13 protein-coding genes are annotated in these 13,413 nt (G+C 69.1%); 9 read left to right on the forward strand and 4 right to left on the reverse strand.

The genetic code is table 11. The features are described 5' to 3' along the window. Positions 1–50 precede the first annotated feature (50 nt). From LMH63_RS07410 to LMH63_RS07420, 3 genes are read left to right on the forward strand one after another with little or no spacing between them, the layout of a single operon-like run. Complete coding sequence (locus LMH63_RS07410; RefSeq protein WP_109679705.1) at positions 51–647, forward strand: hypothetical protein; 597 nt, start codon at positions 51–53, stop codon at positions 645–647. A gap of 40 nt (positions 648–687) precedes the next feature. Continuing rightward, on the forward strand, positions 688–1,089 hold the full coding sequence (locus LMH63_RS07415; protein WP_109679704.1) for a DUF2721 domain-containing protein: 402 nt from the start codon (positions 688–690) through the stop codon (positions 1,087–1,089). 25 nt (positions 1,090–1,114) lie between these two features. Further along, positions 1,115–2,221 carry a GGDEF domain-containing protein gene (locus LMH63_RS07420; RefSeq protein ID WP_109679703.1) on the forward strand — a complete coding sequence of 369 codons (1,107 nt, stop codon included), beginning with the start codon at positions 1,115–1,117 and terminating at the stop codon, positions 2,219–2,221. An 82-nt stretch (positions 2,222–2,303) separates the two neighbouring features. Here LMH63_RS07420 and LMH63_RS07425 read toward each other — a convergent pair whose 3' ends face one another. The 3 genes from LMH63_RS07425 to LMH63_RS07435 form a co-directional block, all read right to left on the reverse strand. Then, on the reverse strand, positions 2,304–2,825 hold the full coding sequence (locus LMH63_RS07425; protein WP_109679702.1) for a hypothetical protein: 522 nt from the start codon (positions 2,823–2,825) through the stop codon (positions 2,304–2,306). Between the two features lie 70 nt (positions 2,826–2,895). Then, positions 2,896–3,858: an alpha/beta fold hydrolase gene (locus LMH63_RS07430; RefSeq protein ID WP_158280447.1), complete on the reverse strand. Its 963-nt coding sequence runs from the start codon at positions 3,856–3,858 to the stop codon at positions 2,896–2,898. A 28-nt stretch (positions 3,859–3,886) separates the two neighbouring features. After that, positions 3,887–5,578: an AMP-binding protein gene (locus tag LMH63_RS07435; RefSeq protein ID WP_109679700.1), complete on the reverse strand. Its 1,692-nt coding sequence runs from the start codon at positions 5,576–5,578 to the stop codon at positions 3,887–3,889. A 184-nt stretch (positions 5,579–5,762) separates the two neighbouring features. Here LMH63_RS07435 and LMH63_RS07440 point away from each other — a divergent pair, with 184 nt between their 5' ends. From LMH63_RS07440 to LMH63_RS07450, 3 genes are all read left to right on the forward strand, one after another. Next, on the forward strand, positions 5,763–6,191 hold the full coding sequence (locus LMH63_RS07440; protein WP_158280446.1) for a phasin family protein: 429 nt from the start codon (positions 5,763–5,765) through the stop codon (positions 6,189–6,191). Between the two features lie 426 nt (positions 6,192–6,617). Beyond that, a complete protein-coding gene (locus LMH63_RS07445) occupies positions 6,618–7,145 on the forward strand; it encodes a SixA phosphatase family protein (protein WP_109679698.1) in 528 nt (175 codons plus the stop codon). A gap of 71 nt (positions 7,146–7,216) precedes the next feature. Continuing rightward, positions 7,217–8,653, forward strand: coding sequence for a Ppx/GppA phosphatase family protein (locus LMH63_RS07450; protein ID WP_109679740.1), 1,437 nt, complete (start codon positions 7,217–7,219; stop codon positions 8,651–8,653). Positions 8,654–8,786: 133 nt separating this feature from the next. Here LMH63_RS07450 and ppk1 read toward each other — a convergent pair whose 3' ends face one another. Continuing rightward, positions 8,787–10,865, reverse strand: coding sequence for a polyphosphate kinase 1 (ppk1, locus tag LMH63_RS07455; protein ID WP_109679697.1), 2,079 nt, complete (start codon positions 10,863–10,865; stop codon positions 8,787–8,789). A gap of 200 nt (positions 10,866–11,065) precedes the next feature. Here ppk1 and LMH63_RS07460 point away from each other — a divergent pair, with 200 nt between their 5' ends. From LMH63_RS07460 to LMH63_RS07470, 3 genes are all read left to right on the forward strand, one after another. Further along, complete coding sequence (locus LMH63_RS07460; protein WP_146205260.1) at positions 11,066–11,299, forward strand: hypothetical protein; 234 nt, start codon at positions 11,066–11,068, stop codon at positions 11,297–11,299. 66 nt (positions 11,300–11,365) lie between these two features. Continuing rightward, positions 11,366–11,938, forward strand: a complete 573-nt coding sequence (locus tag LMH63_RS07465; protein ID WP_109679696.1) for a YceI family protein — start codon at positions 11,366–11,368, stop codon at positions 11,936–11,938. Between the two features lie 369 nt (positions 11,939–12,307). Continuing rightward, entirely contained in the window at positions 12,308–13,300 is a 993-nt protein-coding gene (locus LMH63_RS07470; protein WP_229332755.1) for an IS110 family RNA-guided transposase, read from the forward strand. The last annotated feature ends 113 nt before the right edge of the window (positions 13,301–13,413 follow it).

Consider the following 13,413-nt stretch of genomic DNA (forward strand, 5'->3'; position numbering starts at 1 on the left):
CCGTCACCGGTCTTTACCGACGCAGTCCGCCATCGGCGAGAGGTTGCCCCATGATGCGCATGATCACCCGCGGCTTTACCACCATCGCCCTGGCCACGACGCTGTCGCTTCTGGCGGCGCCGGCCTTCGCGCAGAGCATGGAGGGCAACGGCGGCGGCCAGGGCGGCGGCGAGGCGGCCGCCCTGCAGCAGGAATTGCAGGACCTGCAGCGCCAGCTTGCGGAGATCCGCACCGCGGCCATGGAGAACAACCCGGAGCTGCAGGAGCGCCAGACGTCGCTGCAGAACGAGGTGATGACGCGGATGCGCGACGAAGGGGTCAACCCCGAGCAGGACATTCGCGAGCTGCAGGATCTCGCCACTCAGCTGCGCAGCGGCGACCTTAGCCAGTCCGAGCAGCAGGAGCTTGCCCGGGAGTACCAGCAGACGCGCCAGGAGCTCCTGGAGGCGCGGCGCACTGCGCTGGATGACGAGAATATCCGCCGGGCCCAGGAGGACTTCCGGGAGGATCTGGTCACTGCCATGGAGGCGGAGAACCCGGACGTGCGCGACCTCATCGAGGAGTTCGAAGCCACCCGTGAGGCGCTGCGTGAGCAGATGCAGGGCGGCGGGCCTGGGGCTGGCGGCGGCAGCGCGGGCGCCCAGTGACCCCCGACGGACGGCGCGGCCGCTCGCGGCGGGGCAGGGCATGGGGCTGACTCTCGCCACCCCCTCACTGCTGTTTCCGGCGGTCTCGCTGCTGCTCCTTGCCTATACCAATCGCTTCCTGGCTCTCGCGTCCCTGATCCGCGACCTGCAGGCGGAATACCGCAACACCCATCACGCCAGCCTGCGGCGGCAGATCGACAATCTGCGGCGCCGGGTGCGCCTGATCCAGGGGATGCAGGCGGCGGGCGCAGGGAGCCTGCTGCTCTGCGTGGGCAGCATGTTCCTGCTATTCGCCGGGCTGGAGGCGCCGGCGCGCTGGCTGTTCGGCGCAAGCCTGGTGCTGATGATGCTCTCACTTGCCCTGTCCGTGCGCGAGATATGGATCTCGGTCACGGCGCTCAATATCCAGCTCGCCGACATGGAAGCGGAGGACGAGCGCTGACGCCCGCCTACCGGGAGACCCCGCCATGACCTCGCCGCTGGAGCTCGTCGTTCCGCTGCACGATCCCAATCAGTCCCTGCGCCTGCGTCGCTTCCTGCTGGCGGCGCTGGTCTACGGCGTTGCCATCGGCCTGATGGGACTGTACGTGGTGCTCGGCTTCATGACCCTGGTTGGCTGGCAGATCACCACCGCTGCGATCCTGGCGGTGAACGGGGTCATCTACACCGTGCTGCGCAGCGGCCGCAACGAGCGCCTGCGGGACCCGAGCCTCACGGGTGTGCAGATGTTCTGCACCTGCCTGCTCATGGCGCTCACCATGTATCAGGTCGACAGCGCCCGTGGCGCGCTGCTGCTGCTGTACCTGGTGCTGCTGATGTTCGGCGTGCTGCGGCTGCGGCAGTGGCAGTTCATGGCGCTCGGACTGTTCGCGCTGGTCTGCTACGCCGCCGCCATCGCCGCCGTGTGGCAGACGCGCCCCTGGGCGGTGAACATGGACGTGGAGCTGCTGCAGCTCGCCGCCATGGCGACGCTGGTCCCCTGCGGAGGCTTTTTCGCGGGCTATGTGGGCGGTCTGCGGCGCAAGCTGCGGGACCGGCATATCGCCCTGCAGCAGGCGCGGGAGCAGGCGCACGATCTGCGCGTGCTGGATCCGCTGACCGCAGTGAGCAATCGCAGCCGCATCATCGAATTCCTGGAATACGAGGTGGCTCGCGCGGCGCGGCTGGAGCAGCCGCTGTCGGTCATCATGCTCGACCTGGACCGCTTCAAGCGGATCAACCGCCAGTACGGTCATCCGGTGGGCGACGAGGTGCTCAAGCGCGTCGCCGAGCGCCTGCAGGGCGCCATGCGCAGCATCGACGGGCTTGGCCGCTACGGTGGCGAGGAGTTCCTGGTGGTTTTGCCGGACACGCCCCTTGCCGAGGCCAGCGTGTTTGCGGAGCGGCTGCGCGAGCGCGTGGAGGGCTGCCGATTCGCGAGCCTGCCGCCGACGTTCAAGCTGTCGGTATCCGTGGGGCTCGCCGAGTTCCGCCACGGGGACGGCGTCTGGAGCCTGATCGAGCGCGCCCGGGGCGCCGCCGACCATGCCCTGGACGCCGGCGGCGGGCGCATCGATGCCACGGAAAGCAGGTAACCCGCCCCCCTGCGCCCGCAGCCTCCGGCATCGCGGATAGGCGACAAAGGCCCCTGAATCGACGGAGTTTGCCGCCGTCGGGTCAGGCGTGGCCGAGCGGCGGCCGCGGCGCGTCGGAGCCGCCACGGTTGACCTGGTGTGTGCTGAGCTCGGACTCGATCGCCTGCCAGTCTGCCTCCGCCAGCAGTCGTTCGGCGAGTGGCAGCAGGCGCCGCCGGCGGATTGCGAGCTGATGGCGCTGGCGGCGCAGGAAGCGCTCCGCCCGGGCATCGAACTCGGCCTTGGGCACCAGCACGTCCTCGGCCATGTCCTCGACAGTCTCCATCAGACGCTGGGCTTCCTCGCGGAGTGCCGACTGGCGCCGTTCGACGGCGCTGATCAGCCGCCGCAGGGGCGGCTGGGCGTCGCTCAGGCGGTGATAGACCAGCCGCTCCCGCGCATATCGGGGCAGCTCGCCGTGATGGATGAGGAAGTACAGGGTTTCGCCCACTGTATCCAGATCCGCCTCGCCCGCCTCGCGGAAGCGCAGCAGCTCGCGTTCCAGCAGGCCGAGGGCATCCTCGAGGTCGGCGTGGGCAGTGTGCAGGTGGCGCGCCATGCTCATCGATGGGACCTCCCGGGCTGAGCGCCCGTCGCGCGTGGACACGGCCCGAAGCGGGCACCGGGAAGTCTAGTCAGTGCCCGGGCGTCTGCCCGCTTCGGGCAACGGAAACGTGAAGTGCTTCCTCACCGTCCGTCGGGGCGTGCAGGGCCTCGAGCCAGTCGGCGATCCGGCGGACGGTGTCGGCGCGGTGTGCGAGCGCCAGATGGCCGCAGGCCGGCAGCCACTGGCCGTCGCCGGGTGCGGCCAGCGCACTGTGGGCGGGACTGACCAGCTCGTCGGCCGGGCTCGCGAGGTGCAGGGATGGCAGGTGTGCCGGTGCCTGAGGCAACGCCGCGAGCCACGCCGAGGCCGCGCGCATCTGCCGCCCGTTGGGCCCGGGGGCCAGGCGGGCGAGGGTGGTACCGGCATGCGGGGTGCCGAGGGTGATGAGCCCCGCAAGCCGACTCGTTCCGTACGCCCCGAGGTAGGCGCGCGCGACGAGGCCGCCCATGCTGTGGGCAATCAGCACAAGACGCGGGTCCGGGTCGGTGGCCGCCAGGGCCTCGATACGCTCGTGCAGCCGTTCCGCCAGGGTGTCGATGTCGGCGAACACGGGCTCGAGATCCACGGCGCGCTGGCAGCGGTAGCCGGCCCGCGCCAGCCTGCGCCGCAGTGGCAGCCAGAACTCGGCATTGCAGCAGTAGCCGTGGACGAACAGCAGGCTCGGGCCCGACTCGGCAAAGGCGGGCGCGAGGTGCCGGGTGAACGGCTTCGCCGGCTGCAGCAGGCTGTGGGTGAGGGTAAAGGCGACGAGCTCGCCGATGAACACGCGCGCGAAGGGCAGGGGCCGCGGCCAGGCGCGTTCCGGATCGGTGGCGGCGGCGATGGCGAAGGCGGCGCCGACATAGATGGCGCGCCCGCTGAGGGCGAGCAGCAGGACGATGGTTGGCACTATCCAGCCGGGGGCGTCGGTGGCGAGCCACCATGCCAGCGCCAGCAGCAGGTGCAGCAGGAACTCGACGGCCAGCAGCCGTCGCTGGAGGCGCGCCAGCACGGGGGTCAGCCGCGGCTTGCGCGCATGGTCAGGCCGCGCTCCCGGTGCGGCTCTGCGTGATTTCCTCGCGCAGCGCCCGGCGCAGGATCTTGCCGACGTTGGTCTTCGGCAGCTCGGTGCGGAAATGGATCTCCCGCGGCACCTTGTAGCGAGTAAGGCCCTCGCGGCAGTGGGCGATCAGCTCCTCCTCGGTGACGCCCGGCCCCGAGGTCACCACGAAGGCGCAGACGCGCTCGCCGTGGTCGGGATCGGGCGCGCCGACCACGGCGGCCTCCAGGACCTTGGGGTGGGTCACCAGGACGTCCTCCACCTCGTTCGGATACACGTTGAACCCGGACACCAGGATCATGTCCTTGCGCCGGTCGACGATGTAGACGAAACCGCGCTCGTCCACCCGGGCCATGTCGCCGGTACGCAGCCAGCCACCCTCGAAGAACGCATCGGCGCTCTCCTCCGGGCGCCCCCAGTAGCCGGGGGTCACCTGCGGGCCGCGCACGCACAGCTCGCCCACCTCGCCGATGCCCAGCTCGTTGCCTTCGCTGTCACGGATGCTGATGTCCGTCGAGGGCACCGGCAGTCCGACGCTGCCGTTGAACGCCTCCAGATCCAGCGGGTTGATGCAGGCTGCGGGGGAGGTCTCGGTGAGCCCATAGGCCTCCAGCAGCGTGCAGCCAGTGACCTCGCGCCAGCGCTCGGCGACGCGACGCTGGACGGCCATGCCGCCGCCGAGGGTCAGCCGCAGGCTGCTGAAGTCGAGCTCGGCGAAGTCGGGATGGTTCAGCAGGGCGTTGAAGAGGGTGTTGACACCGGTCATGGCGGTAAAGCGAGTGGTGCGCAGCAGCCGCACGAAGCCGGGGATGTCCCGCGGGTTCGGCACCAGGACGTTCTCCCCGCCGAAGCGGATGAAGGTCATGCAGTTCGCGAGCAGGGAGAAGATATGGTAGAGCGGCAGCGCCGTGATGATCACCTCTTCGCCTTCACGCAGGGCATCGCCGAGCCAGGCGGACGCCTGCTCCAGGTTCGCGACCATGTTGCGGTGGGTCAGGATGGTGCCCCGGGCCGGGCCGGTGGTGCCGCCGGTGTATTGCAGGAAGGCGATATCGTCCGGACCGAGCGGCACGTCCCGCAGCGGCAGCCCCGCGCCCCGGCGCAGAGCGCCGGGCATGGCGATGGCGCCCGGGATCTGCCAGGGCGGCACCATGCGCTTGATATAGCGTGCCACCACGTTGACGAGCTGTCCCTTGGGCGTCGGCAGCAGGTCGCCGAGCCGGGTGGTGACCACCGTGCGCACCGACGTCTCGGCGATCACCGCCTCGAGCACGTGGGCGAAGTTCTCGAGGATGACGATGGTCTCCGCGCCGGAGTCCTGGAGCTGGTGACGAAGCTCGCGGGGGGTGTACAGCGGATTGACGTTGACCACGGTCAGGCCGGCGCGCAGGGCACCGAACAGGGCGACCGGGTACTGCAGCAGATTGGGCAGCATGATGGCGACCCGCTGGCCGCGTTCGAGGCCGGCCTCGTGCTGCAGCCAGGCGGCGAAGGCCCGGCTCAGGGCATCCAGGCGAGCGTAGCTCAGCGTCGCGCCCATGCAGGTGAAGGCGCGCCGCTCGGCGAAGCGCTCACAGCTGCGGTCGAAGATCTCACGCAGCGAGGGGTAGGCCTCGGGATCGATATCCGCCGGGACGCCGGGGCTGTAAGACGCCAGCCAGATCCGCTCCATCTCCCCCTCCTTTCGCCGGACCCGGCCGGCTTGCCGTCACGCGGGCGTCATGCTCCTCGCGCAGAGTATAGGAAGCCATGGCAGACGCAGCATCCGGTCATGTTGCATCGCGTCAATCGCTTTGTTATGTTGCACCACAACAGAGGCAAAGCCATGCACTCTGACAACCAAGAGGCCAGTGACCATGTTCGATGAGCTGTTTTCCAAGAACGCCGTGAGCGTAGACAAGATGTTCGAGCCGAGCCGCCGTTTCCACGCACTCATGCTGAATGGCGTGGAGAAGGTCGCCCACTTCCAGCTCGACGCCGTGAAGTCCTATGCCGAGTTCGGTCTGAAGAACCTGCGCGAGGGCCTCGAGCTGCGCGATGTCAACGATATCCAGGGCTTCGTGACCAAGCAGGGCGAGCGCGCCCGCGAGCTGGGCGAGAAGGTCCAGAGCGACGTTCAGACCCTCGCCGGCATTCAGCAGGAGCTGGGCACCGAGGTGCAGAAGCTCATGCAGAACAACGTCGCCGGCCTGAGCGAGGCGCCTCGCGCGGCCCGCAGCAGCAGCAGCAAGAGCAGCTCCGGCGCGTCCTCCAGCGGCTCCAGCGGCAGCCGCAAGAGCGCCTGACCACGTTTAGCCCGGATATCTCACCGATTCCCGGCTGCGGGCGCGGATCTGGCGGGCAGTCCGGCGTTGCGCTCGGTCCGGGTGCTCGACGTACTGTCGAGTACGCCTGCGCGCCCGGACTCTCCCGCGCCTTGTCCTGCCCGCCATCTCCACGCCCTCGCTTCGCGAATCGGTGAGATATCCGGGCTAGTCACCACGTCTTCCCCGACCGCCGGCCTCGCGCCGGCGGTTCTGTTTCCGGCCCTGGCATGACCGGGCGCGCCGCACGGCCATGCGCAGGCCACCGCGCTGCGGGTCCGGGCACGCTACGGGCTCATCTGCCGTGCCTGACCGCGCCCGAGCCTGTCACCTGATCGCCATAGGCGCCCGCGCCCGTGGGCGTTACTCTGAGGCGGCATCAGGAGCCGGCTGCAGGCGGAGGGCATCATGAGCAACGGGGCGCGGGTCATCGTCATCCGGCACGGCATTGCCGAAGACGCCGAGGCCGCCGCGCGCGCCGGGACGCCGGACGCGCAGCGCGCGCTCACCGGGGCCGGCCTGCGCAAGCTGCGGCGTGCCGCTGCCGGCCTGCGAAGCCTCGAGCCACAGCTGGCTGCGATTGGTCACAGCCCCCTGCGCCGTACCCGCGAGACCGCCGAGGCCCTGGCTGCGTTCTGGCCCGGGGTCGGCTGTCAGCCGTTGCCCGCACTCGCCCCCGGTGGCGACGCGGCCGGCGTGCTCGCCTGGGTTGCCGACTACCGGGACGGCATTCCGGTGGCGTTGGTGGGGCATGAGCCGGATCTCGGCGAATGGATCGCGCGCGCGGTCAGCGGTGAGCCCGGCCCCGGCTTTCCGCTGCGCAAGGCGGGGATGGCCTGCATCGAGTTCCCTGACCGGGTGCGCTTCGGGGAGGGACGACTGCGCTGGCTGCTGCAGCCGAAACAGCTCCGGCGCCTGGCATCGGAGTCCGGGTAGTGAGCGTGGCCAGGGCAGAGGACACCGCCGATCAGGTGGCCGCCATCGATCTCGGTTCCAACAGCTTCCACATGGTGGTCGCGCGGGTGGAGGGCACCGACCTCAAGGTCATGGATCGCCTGCGCGAGCCGGTGCGGCTGGCGGCGGGGCTCGGCGGCAACAAGCGTCTGACCCCTGAGGCAGTGGAGCGGGCCCTGGCCTGCCTGGAGCGCTTCGGTCAGCGGGTGCGGGAGCTGCCACCCGGCTCCGTGCGCGCCGTGGGCACCAACACGCTGCGCAAGGCGAAGGACCGGCGCGGCTTCCTCGCGGCCGCGGGTCGCGCCCTCGGCCATGACGTCGAGGTGGTCTCGGGCTATGAGGAGGCGCGGCTGATCTATCTCGGCGTCGCCCACAGCCTCGCCGACGACGAGGATCGCCGACTGGTGATGGACATCGGCGGCGGCAGCACCGAGCTGATTATCGGTGAGCGCTTCGCCCCGCGGCTCATGGAGAGCCTGCACATGGGCTGCGTGAGCGTGACCCAGGATTTCTTCGCCGACGGAGCGATCACGGCGAAGCGCATGGCACGGGCGGAGCTCGCGGCCCAGCGGGAGCTGGAACCGGTGGCCGAGCGCTTCCGCGAGCTTGGCTGGAGCCGGGCCGTGGGCGCCTCCGGCACGATCCGCGCGATTGACCGCACCCTGCGGGAGAACGGCTGGAGTGACGGCGCCATCGGGCCCGCCGGCCTGGCGCGCTTGCGCAAGGCGCTGATCGCCGCGGGTCACGTCGATCGGTTGAACCTGAAGGGCCTCGGCGGCGAGCGTGCGCAGGTCATCCCGGGCGGCTTCGCTGTCCTCAGCGGCGCCTTCAGGCAGCTCGACCTGGAGCGGCTGGACGCGGCCGACGGCGCGCTGCGCGAGGGACTGCTCTACGATCTCCTAGGCCGCATCCGCCATGAGGACGTGCGCAGCGCGAGCGTCGTCGGCCTGGCCCGCCGCTACCATGCCGATGCCGCGCAGGCGGCGCGGGTCGAGACCACGGCGGGGTATCTGCTGGCCCAGGTTGCCGACGACTGGGGCCTGCAGGGGCAGGCGAGGGCACGGCTGCTCGCCTGGGCGGCACAGCTGCACGAGGTGGGGCTGGATATCTCCCACAGCCAATACCACAAGCACGGCGCGTATATCGTCGGCTGGAGTGATCTCGCCGGGTTTTCCCGGGACGAGCAGCAGGTGCTGGCCACGCTGGTGCGCGCCCACCGGCGCAAGTTCCCGCTCGGCCAGTTCCGCGACCTGCCCGGCGGCTGGGCCGATACGGCCATGCGCCTCGCCGTGCTCCTGCGCCTGGCGGTGGTGCTGCACCGCGGCCGCAGCCCCGACCCGCTCCCCGCCGTCACGCTCAGGGCGCGAGAATCCGAGCTCGCGCTCGCTTTCCCCGCAGGCTGGCTCGATCGCCATCCCCTGGCCGGCGCCGACCTGGAGGAGGAGGCGGCCTACCTCGCCAACGCCGGGTTCACGCTCGGCCTCGAATGACTTGCCATCGCTGGCTTGAACACAACGACACCACGAGCACCACGGTTCACGATGACAGGAAAAGGCCCGTTGTGATCCGTTGTGTTCGTGGTGTCGTTGTGTTTATTCCATCGTTGCAGAACGCAAACCGGTTTCAGGCGCTCTCGGCGCGGTCGCGGAGCAGCTCCAGCTGGGCGCTGAAGGGCGCTTCGCCGTCCCCGGGGGTGGCCCGGGTGTAGCTGCCGTCGCGGTTCAGCACCCAGGCCTGGGTGTTGTCGCGCAGATAGCACTCGAGATCCTCCAGCACCCGCTCCCGCAGGTCCGGCTGCAGGACGGGGAAGGCGGTCTCCACCCGGCGGAAGAAGTTGCGCTCCATCCAGTCCGCCGAGCTGCAGTAGAGCTCCGGCTCGCCGTTGTTGGCGAAGTAGAACACCCGCGTGTGCTCCAGGAAGCGCCCGACCACGGAGCGCACCCGGATGTTGTCCGAGATCCCCGGCACCCCCGGGCGCAGCGAGCACATGCCGCGTACGATGAGGTCGATCTGCACGCCGGCCATGGCGGCCGCGTACAGGGCCTGGATGGTGCGTGCCTCCACCAGCGAGTTCACCTTGATGATCAGTCGTGCCGGGCGGCCCGCCTCGGCGTGCTCGGTCTCGCGTTTGATCTTCGCGAGCATGCCCTCGTGGAGGGTGAACGGGGACTCGAGCAGCCGCGCCAGGCGCGAGACCTTGCCGAGGCTCGTCAGCTGCAGGAACACCCGGTGGACGTCCTCGCCCATGTCCTCGTCGGCGGTGAACAGGCCGTAGTCCGTGTACAGCCGCGCGGTGCGCGAATGGTAGTTGCCGGTACCGAGGTGGACGTAATGCTGGAGGCGCCTGCCCTCACGGCGGACTACGAGGATCATCTTCGCGTGGGTCTTGTGCCCGACCACGCCGTAGACCACGTGCGCCCCGGACTCCTGCAGGCGATTGGCGAGCTTGATGTTCGCCTCCTCGTCGAAGCGCGCCCGCAGCTCCACCACCACGGTGACCTCCTTGCCCGCGCGTGCCGCGGCCACGAGATGGTCCACCAGCACCGAGTCCGGCCCGGTGCGGTAAAGGGTCTGCTTGATGGCGAGCACGTCAGGGTCCTGCGCGGCCTGGCGCAGGAACTCGATGACCGGCGCGAAGGACTCGAACGGATGATGCAGGAGAATGTCCTGCTGGCGCATGGCCTTGAAGAGGTCGCCGCTGTGGCCGAGCTTGGAGGGCAGGCCAGGAGTGAACGCCGGGTACTTGAGATCGGGGCGGTCGACGAGGTCGTATACCGCGAGCAGGCGGTTGAGGTTGACCGGCCCATTGACCTGGTAGAGATCCTCCTGACCGAGCTCGAACTCCTCCAGCAGGTAGTCGGCCATCCGTTCCGGGCAGTTGGCGGCGACCTCGAGTCGCACCGCATCGCCGTAGCGACGCGAGGGCAGCTCGCCCTCCATGGCCCGGAGCAGGTCGTCCACCTCCTCCTCGTCCACGTACAGATCACTGTTGCGGGTGACGCGGAACTGGTAGCAGCCGGTGGCGTTCATGCCCGGGAACAGGTCGGTCACGTGGGCATGGATGACGGAGGACAGGAAGACGAAATCGTTCGGGCCGTTGCCCTCGATCTCCTGCGGCAGACGGATCAGCCGCGGCAGGGCGCGTGGGGCCTGAACCACGGCCATGCCGCTGTTGCGGCCGAAGGCGTCCTTCCCCTCCAGCGAGACGATGAAATTCAGGCTCTTGTTCAGCACCTGCGGGAAGGGATGCGCGGGGTCGAGGCCGAGGGGGCTGAGGATCGGCAGCAGCGAATCCTCGAAGTACTCCCGGATCCAGGCCTGCTGGGCCTGGGTCCACTCGCTGCGACGCAGGAAACGGATGCCGGCGTCGGCCAGCGCGGGAGTGAGCTCAGCGTTGAGAATGCCGTACTGCTCGTCCACCAGGTCATGGGTGCGCTGGCTGACCTCGCGCAATACCTCCTGGGGCGTGCGATTGTCCGGCCCCGCCTGCACCGAGCCCATCTCCAGCGCCTGCTTCAGGCCCGCCACCCGGATCTCGAAGAACTCGTCCAGGTTCGAGCTCGCGATGCACAGGAACTTGAGGCGCTCCAGCAGTGGGTTGGCGGGCTCCATCGCCTGCGCCAGCACACGTCGATTGAACTCCAGCAGGCTGAGCTGTCGGTTGATGTAGAGGTCAGGGTTTTTCAGATCCGGCATGTCCATGGGAGTCATCCTGCGGCCGCCGCCACGGGCGGCATGAGTCTGGCGCGGAGTGTGCCGCGGGCCCGTGAACTCAAAGTGACAGCCACTGCCTCAGGCAGTGTGGGGCCGGCAAGCCGGCCAGCCCGGTTGAAAAGGTACTGCCACGGTCCTATTAGGACAGAAATCGCTGGCGAAGGGCTCCGTCGACAGAGGTACGGCGCATGCGACATGACAATACCCACAAGAAGTTCCGCCGCTGGCCGCCACGGGTCAAGAGGCGCAGACACGAACCGGCAGAGCGGGCTCCGGATGCCGGCGCCCCCGCCCCCGCCGGACGTGAGTCCCCTGCCGACCCGCCGGAGGAGCCCCAGGGCCGCTCGCGGCCGGTGGCCGGGCGCGACGTCAAGGTGAGCTTCCGCCACCGGCGGCGAAGCGTTTCGCAGCCGGAGACCTGAACCGAGGCGGCCCCTTCCGGGCCGCCGTCCTTTCCCGCATCGCCCATTCCGCCAAGGAGACATTCGATGAGTCGAGTAGTGAAAGCCTTCCTCGTCGCCGGCGCTCTGCTGCCCGGGGCTGCGCTCGCGCAGCAGACCTACGAGATCGACCCGACCCATACGTACCCGAACTTCACGGTCGACCATCTCGGCTTCTCGCTCATGCACGGCCGGTTCAACGAGACCACGGGCACGATCGTGATGGATCGGGAAGGTGACGGCTCCTCCGTGTCCGTGACGATCCAGGCCGATTCCATCGATACCGGCTACGACGAGCGCGACGAGCATCTGCGCTCGGGGGATTTCTTCGACGTGGAGAACTATCCCGAGATCACCTACGAGTCCCGCGAGGTGATCTTCCACGACGAGGACAGCGCCACCGTCCTGGGGGAGCTTACGCTGCTCGGCGAAACCCGTCCCGTCAGCCTGGCGGTCAGCGCCATCAACTGCGGCGAAAACCCCATGAGTGGCGCCGCCACCTGCGGGTTCAATGCCTACGCCACGATCAACCGCTCGGACTTCGGCATGAACTATGCGCTTCCGGCGGTTGGCGATCAGATCAACATCCGCATCGAGGCCGAGGGCATCCTGCAGGAGTAGGCGGCCCCGCTCCAGGCGCCGCAGGTCGGCAAGCGCGCGGCGCTCGCGGACAGCCGAGCCCCGGCGCGGCATTGTCCCATTCGCCTGCCGGTGTGTCGGGTCCCGCCTTGCGGCGGTTCCCGACCTTGTATGCTGCGCTTGAAGCTTTTCGAGCTTCACGAACCGGTTACCGGGGAAGCCGCGCCGACCTGGAGGCAGTCGCCGACTGACCTCGTCCGTAGAGCGGCTCCCCGCCTCATTGCCCACTTCGAGGAGTATCCGGAAGCCAGCCGTGCTGGACTTCGCATCACAAGGTCGAAGCGGCAACAACTGCGAGGTCGGGGAGCCTGGTAGCCAGTCTCTCTCAGTCACGTTCAGGAGGCCAAGAGGATGTGCAACGTCGGGGTCGATATCGCCGCTGCAAGCTTCGAGCTGGTCACGCGCAAGGCCGGGCGCAACAGCCCCTCGAAGCGCTTCGAGCAGACCCCGCAGGGCCATCGCCGCGCCATCGCCCACCTCCAGCGCCTCGCCCCCGAGCGCATCGTGCTCGAGGCCACCGGCGTGTACTTCCTCGATCTCGCCCTCGCGCTGCACCAGGCGGGGCTGCCCGTGTGCGTGATCAACCCGCGCGCGTTCAAGCACTTCGCCGATCTCAAGCTCACCGGCTCGAAGACCGATCCCATCGACGCCGCGCTGCTCGCCGACTACGCCGAGTGCATGCACCCGCCCCTGTGGCAGCCCCCGCGCGAGAGCGCCCTTGCCCTGCGCGAGCTCGGCCGCCAGGTCAACCGCCTCGTCGGCGAGCGCACCCAGGCGAAGAACCGCCTCCACGCCCTCGGCGCCAAGCAGGCCACGCCGGCGCTGGTCATCGACGACGAGCGCGAGGGCATCGCCGCGCTCGATCGGCGCATCGAGCGCCTGCGCGCCGCAGCGCTGGAGCTGATTAGCGCCGATGCCACCCTCCAGGCGCAGTTCCACGCCCTCACCGCCGCCGTCGGCGTCGGCGAGGTCAGCGCCATCACGCTCATCGCCGAACTCTGCACCTTGCCCGAGCAACTCAAGGCCAAGCAGGTCGCCCGCCACGCCGGGCTCGACGTGCGCCTCAACCAATCCGGTACCAGCGTCGCCAGACCCGGACGGCTCAGCAAGGCCGGCAATGCCTACCTGCGCGCGGCGCTGTTCATGCCGGCCATGGTCGCCATCCAGAATGATCCCTACGCCAAGGCCTTCTACGAGGCGCTCATCGCCCGCGGCAAAAAGCGCATCCAGGCCATCTGCGCGGTCATGCGCAAGTACCTCACCGGCATCTGGGCCTGCTTCAAAACACAGCAGCCCTTCGATAGCAGCCAGCTGTTCAGCAGAAACCACATGCAGAAGGCTTGACCCGGCAAGGGAGTATCTACGGCTATGGGAGCGGCACTCCCGCCGCGAATTCCCAGGATCATACCTGGCGCGCATATCTCACCGATCCACGCCCGCAGCCGTGAATCGATGAG

Source organism: Spiribacter halobius (assembly GCF_020883455.1).
Lineage (GTDB): Bacteria > Pseudomonadota > Gammaproteobacteria > Nitrococcales > Nitrococcaceae > Sediminicurvatus > Sediminicurvatus halobius.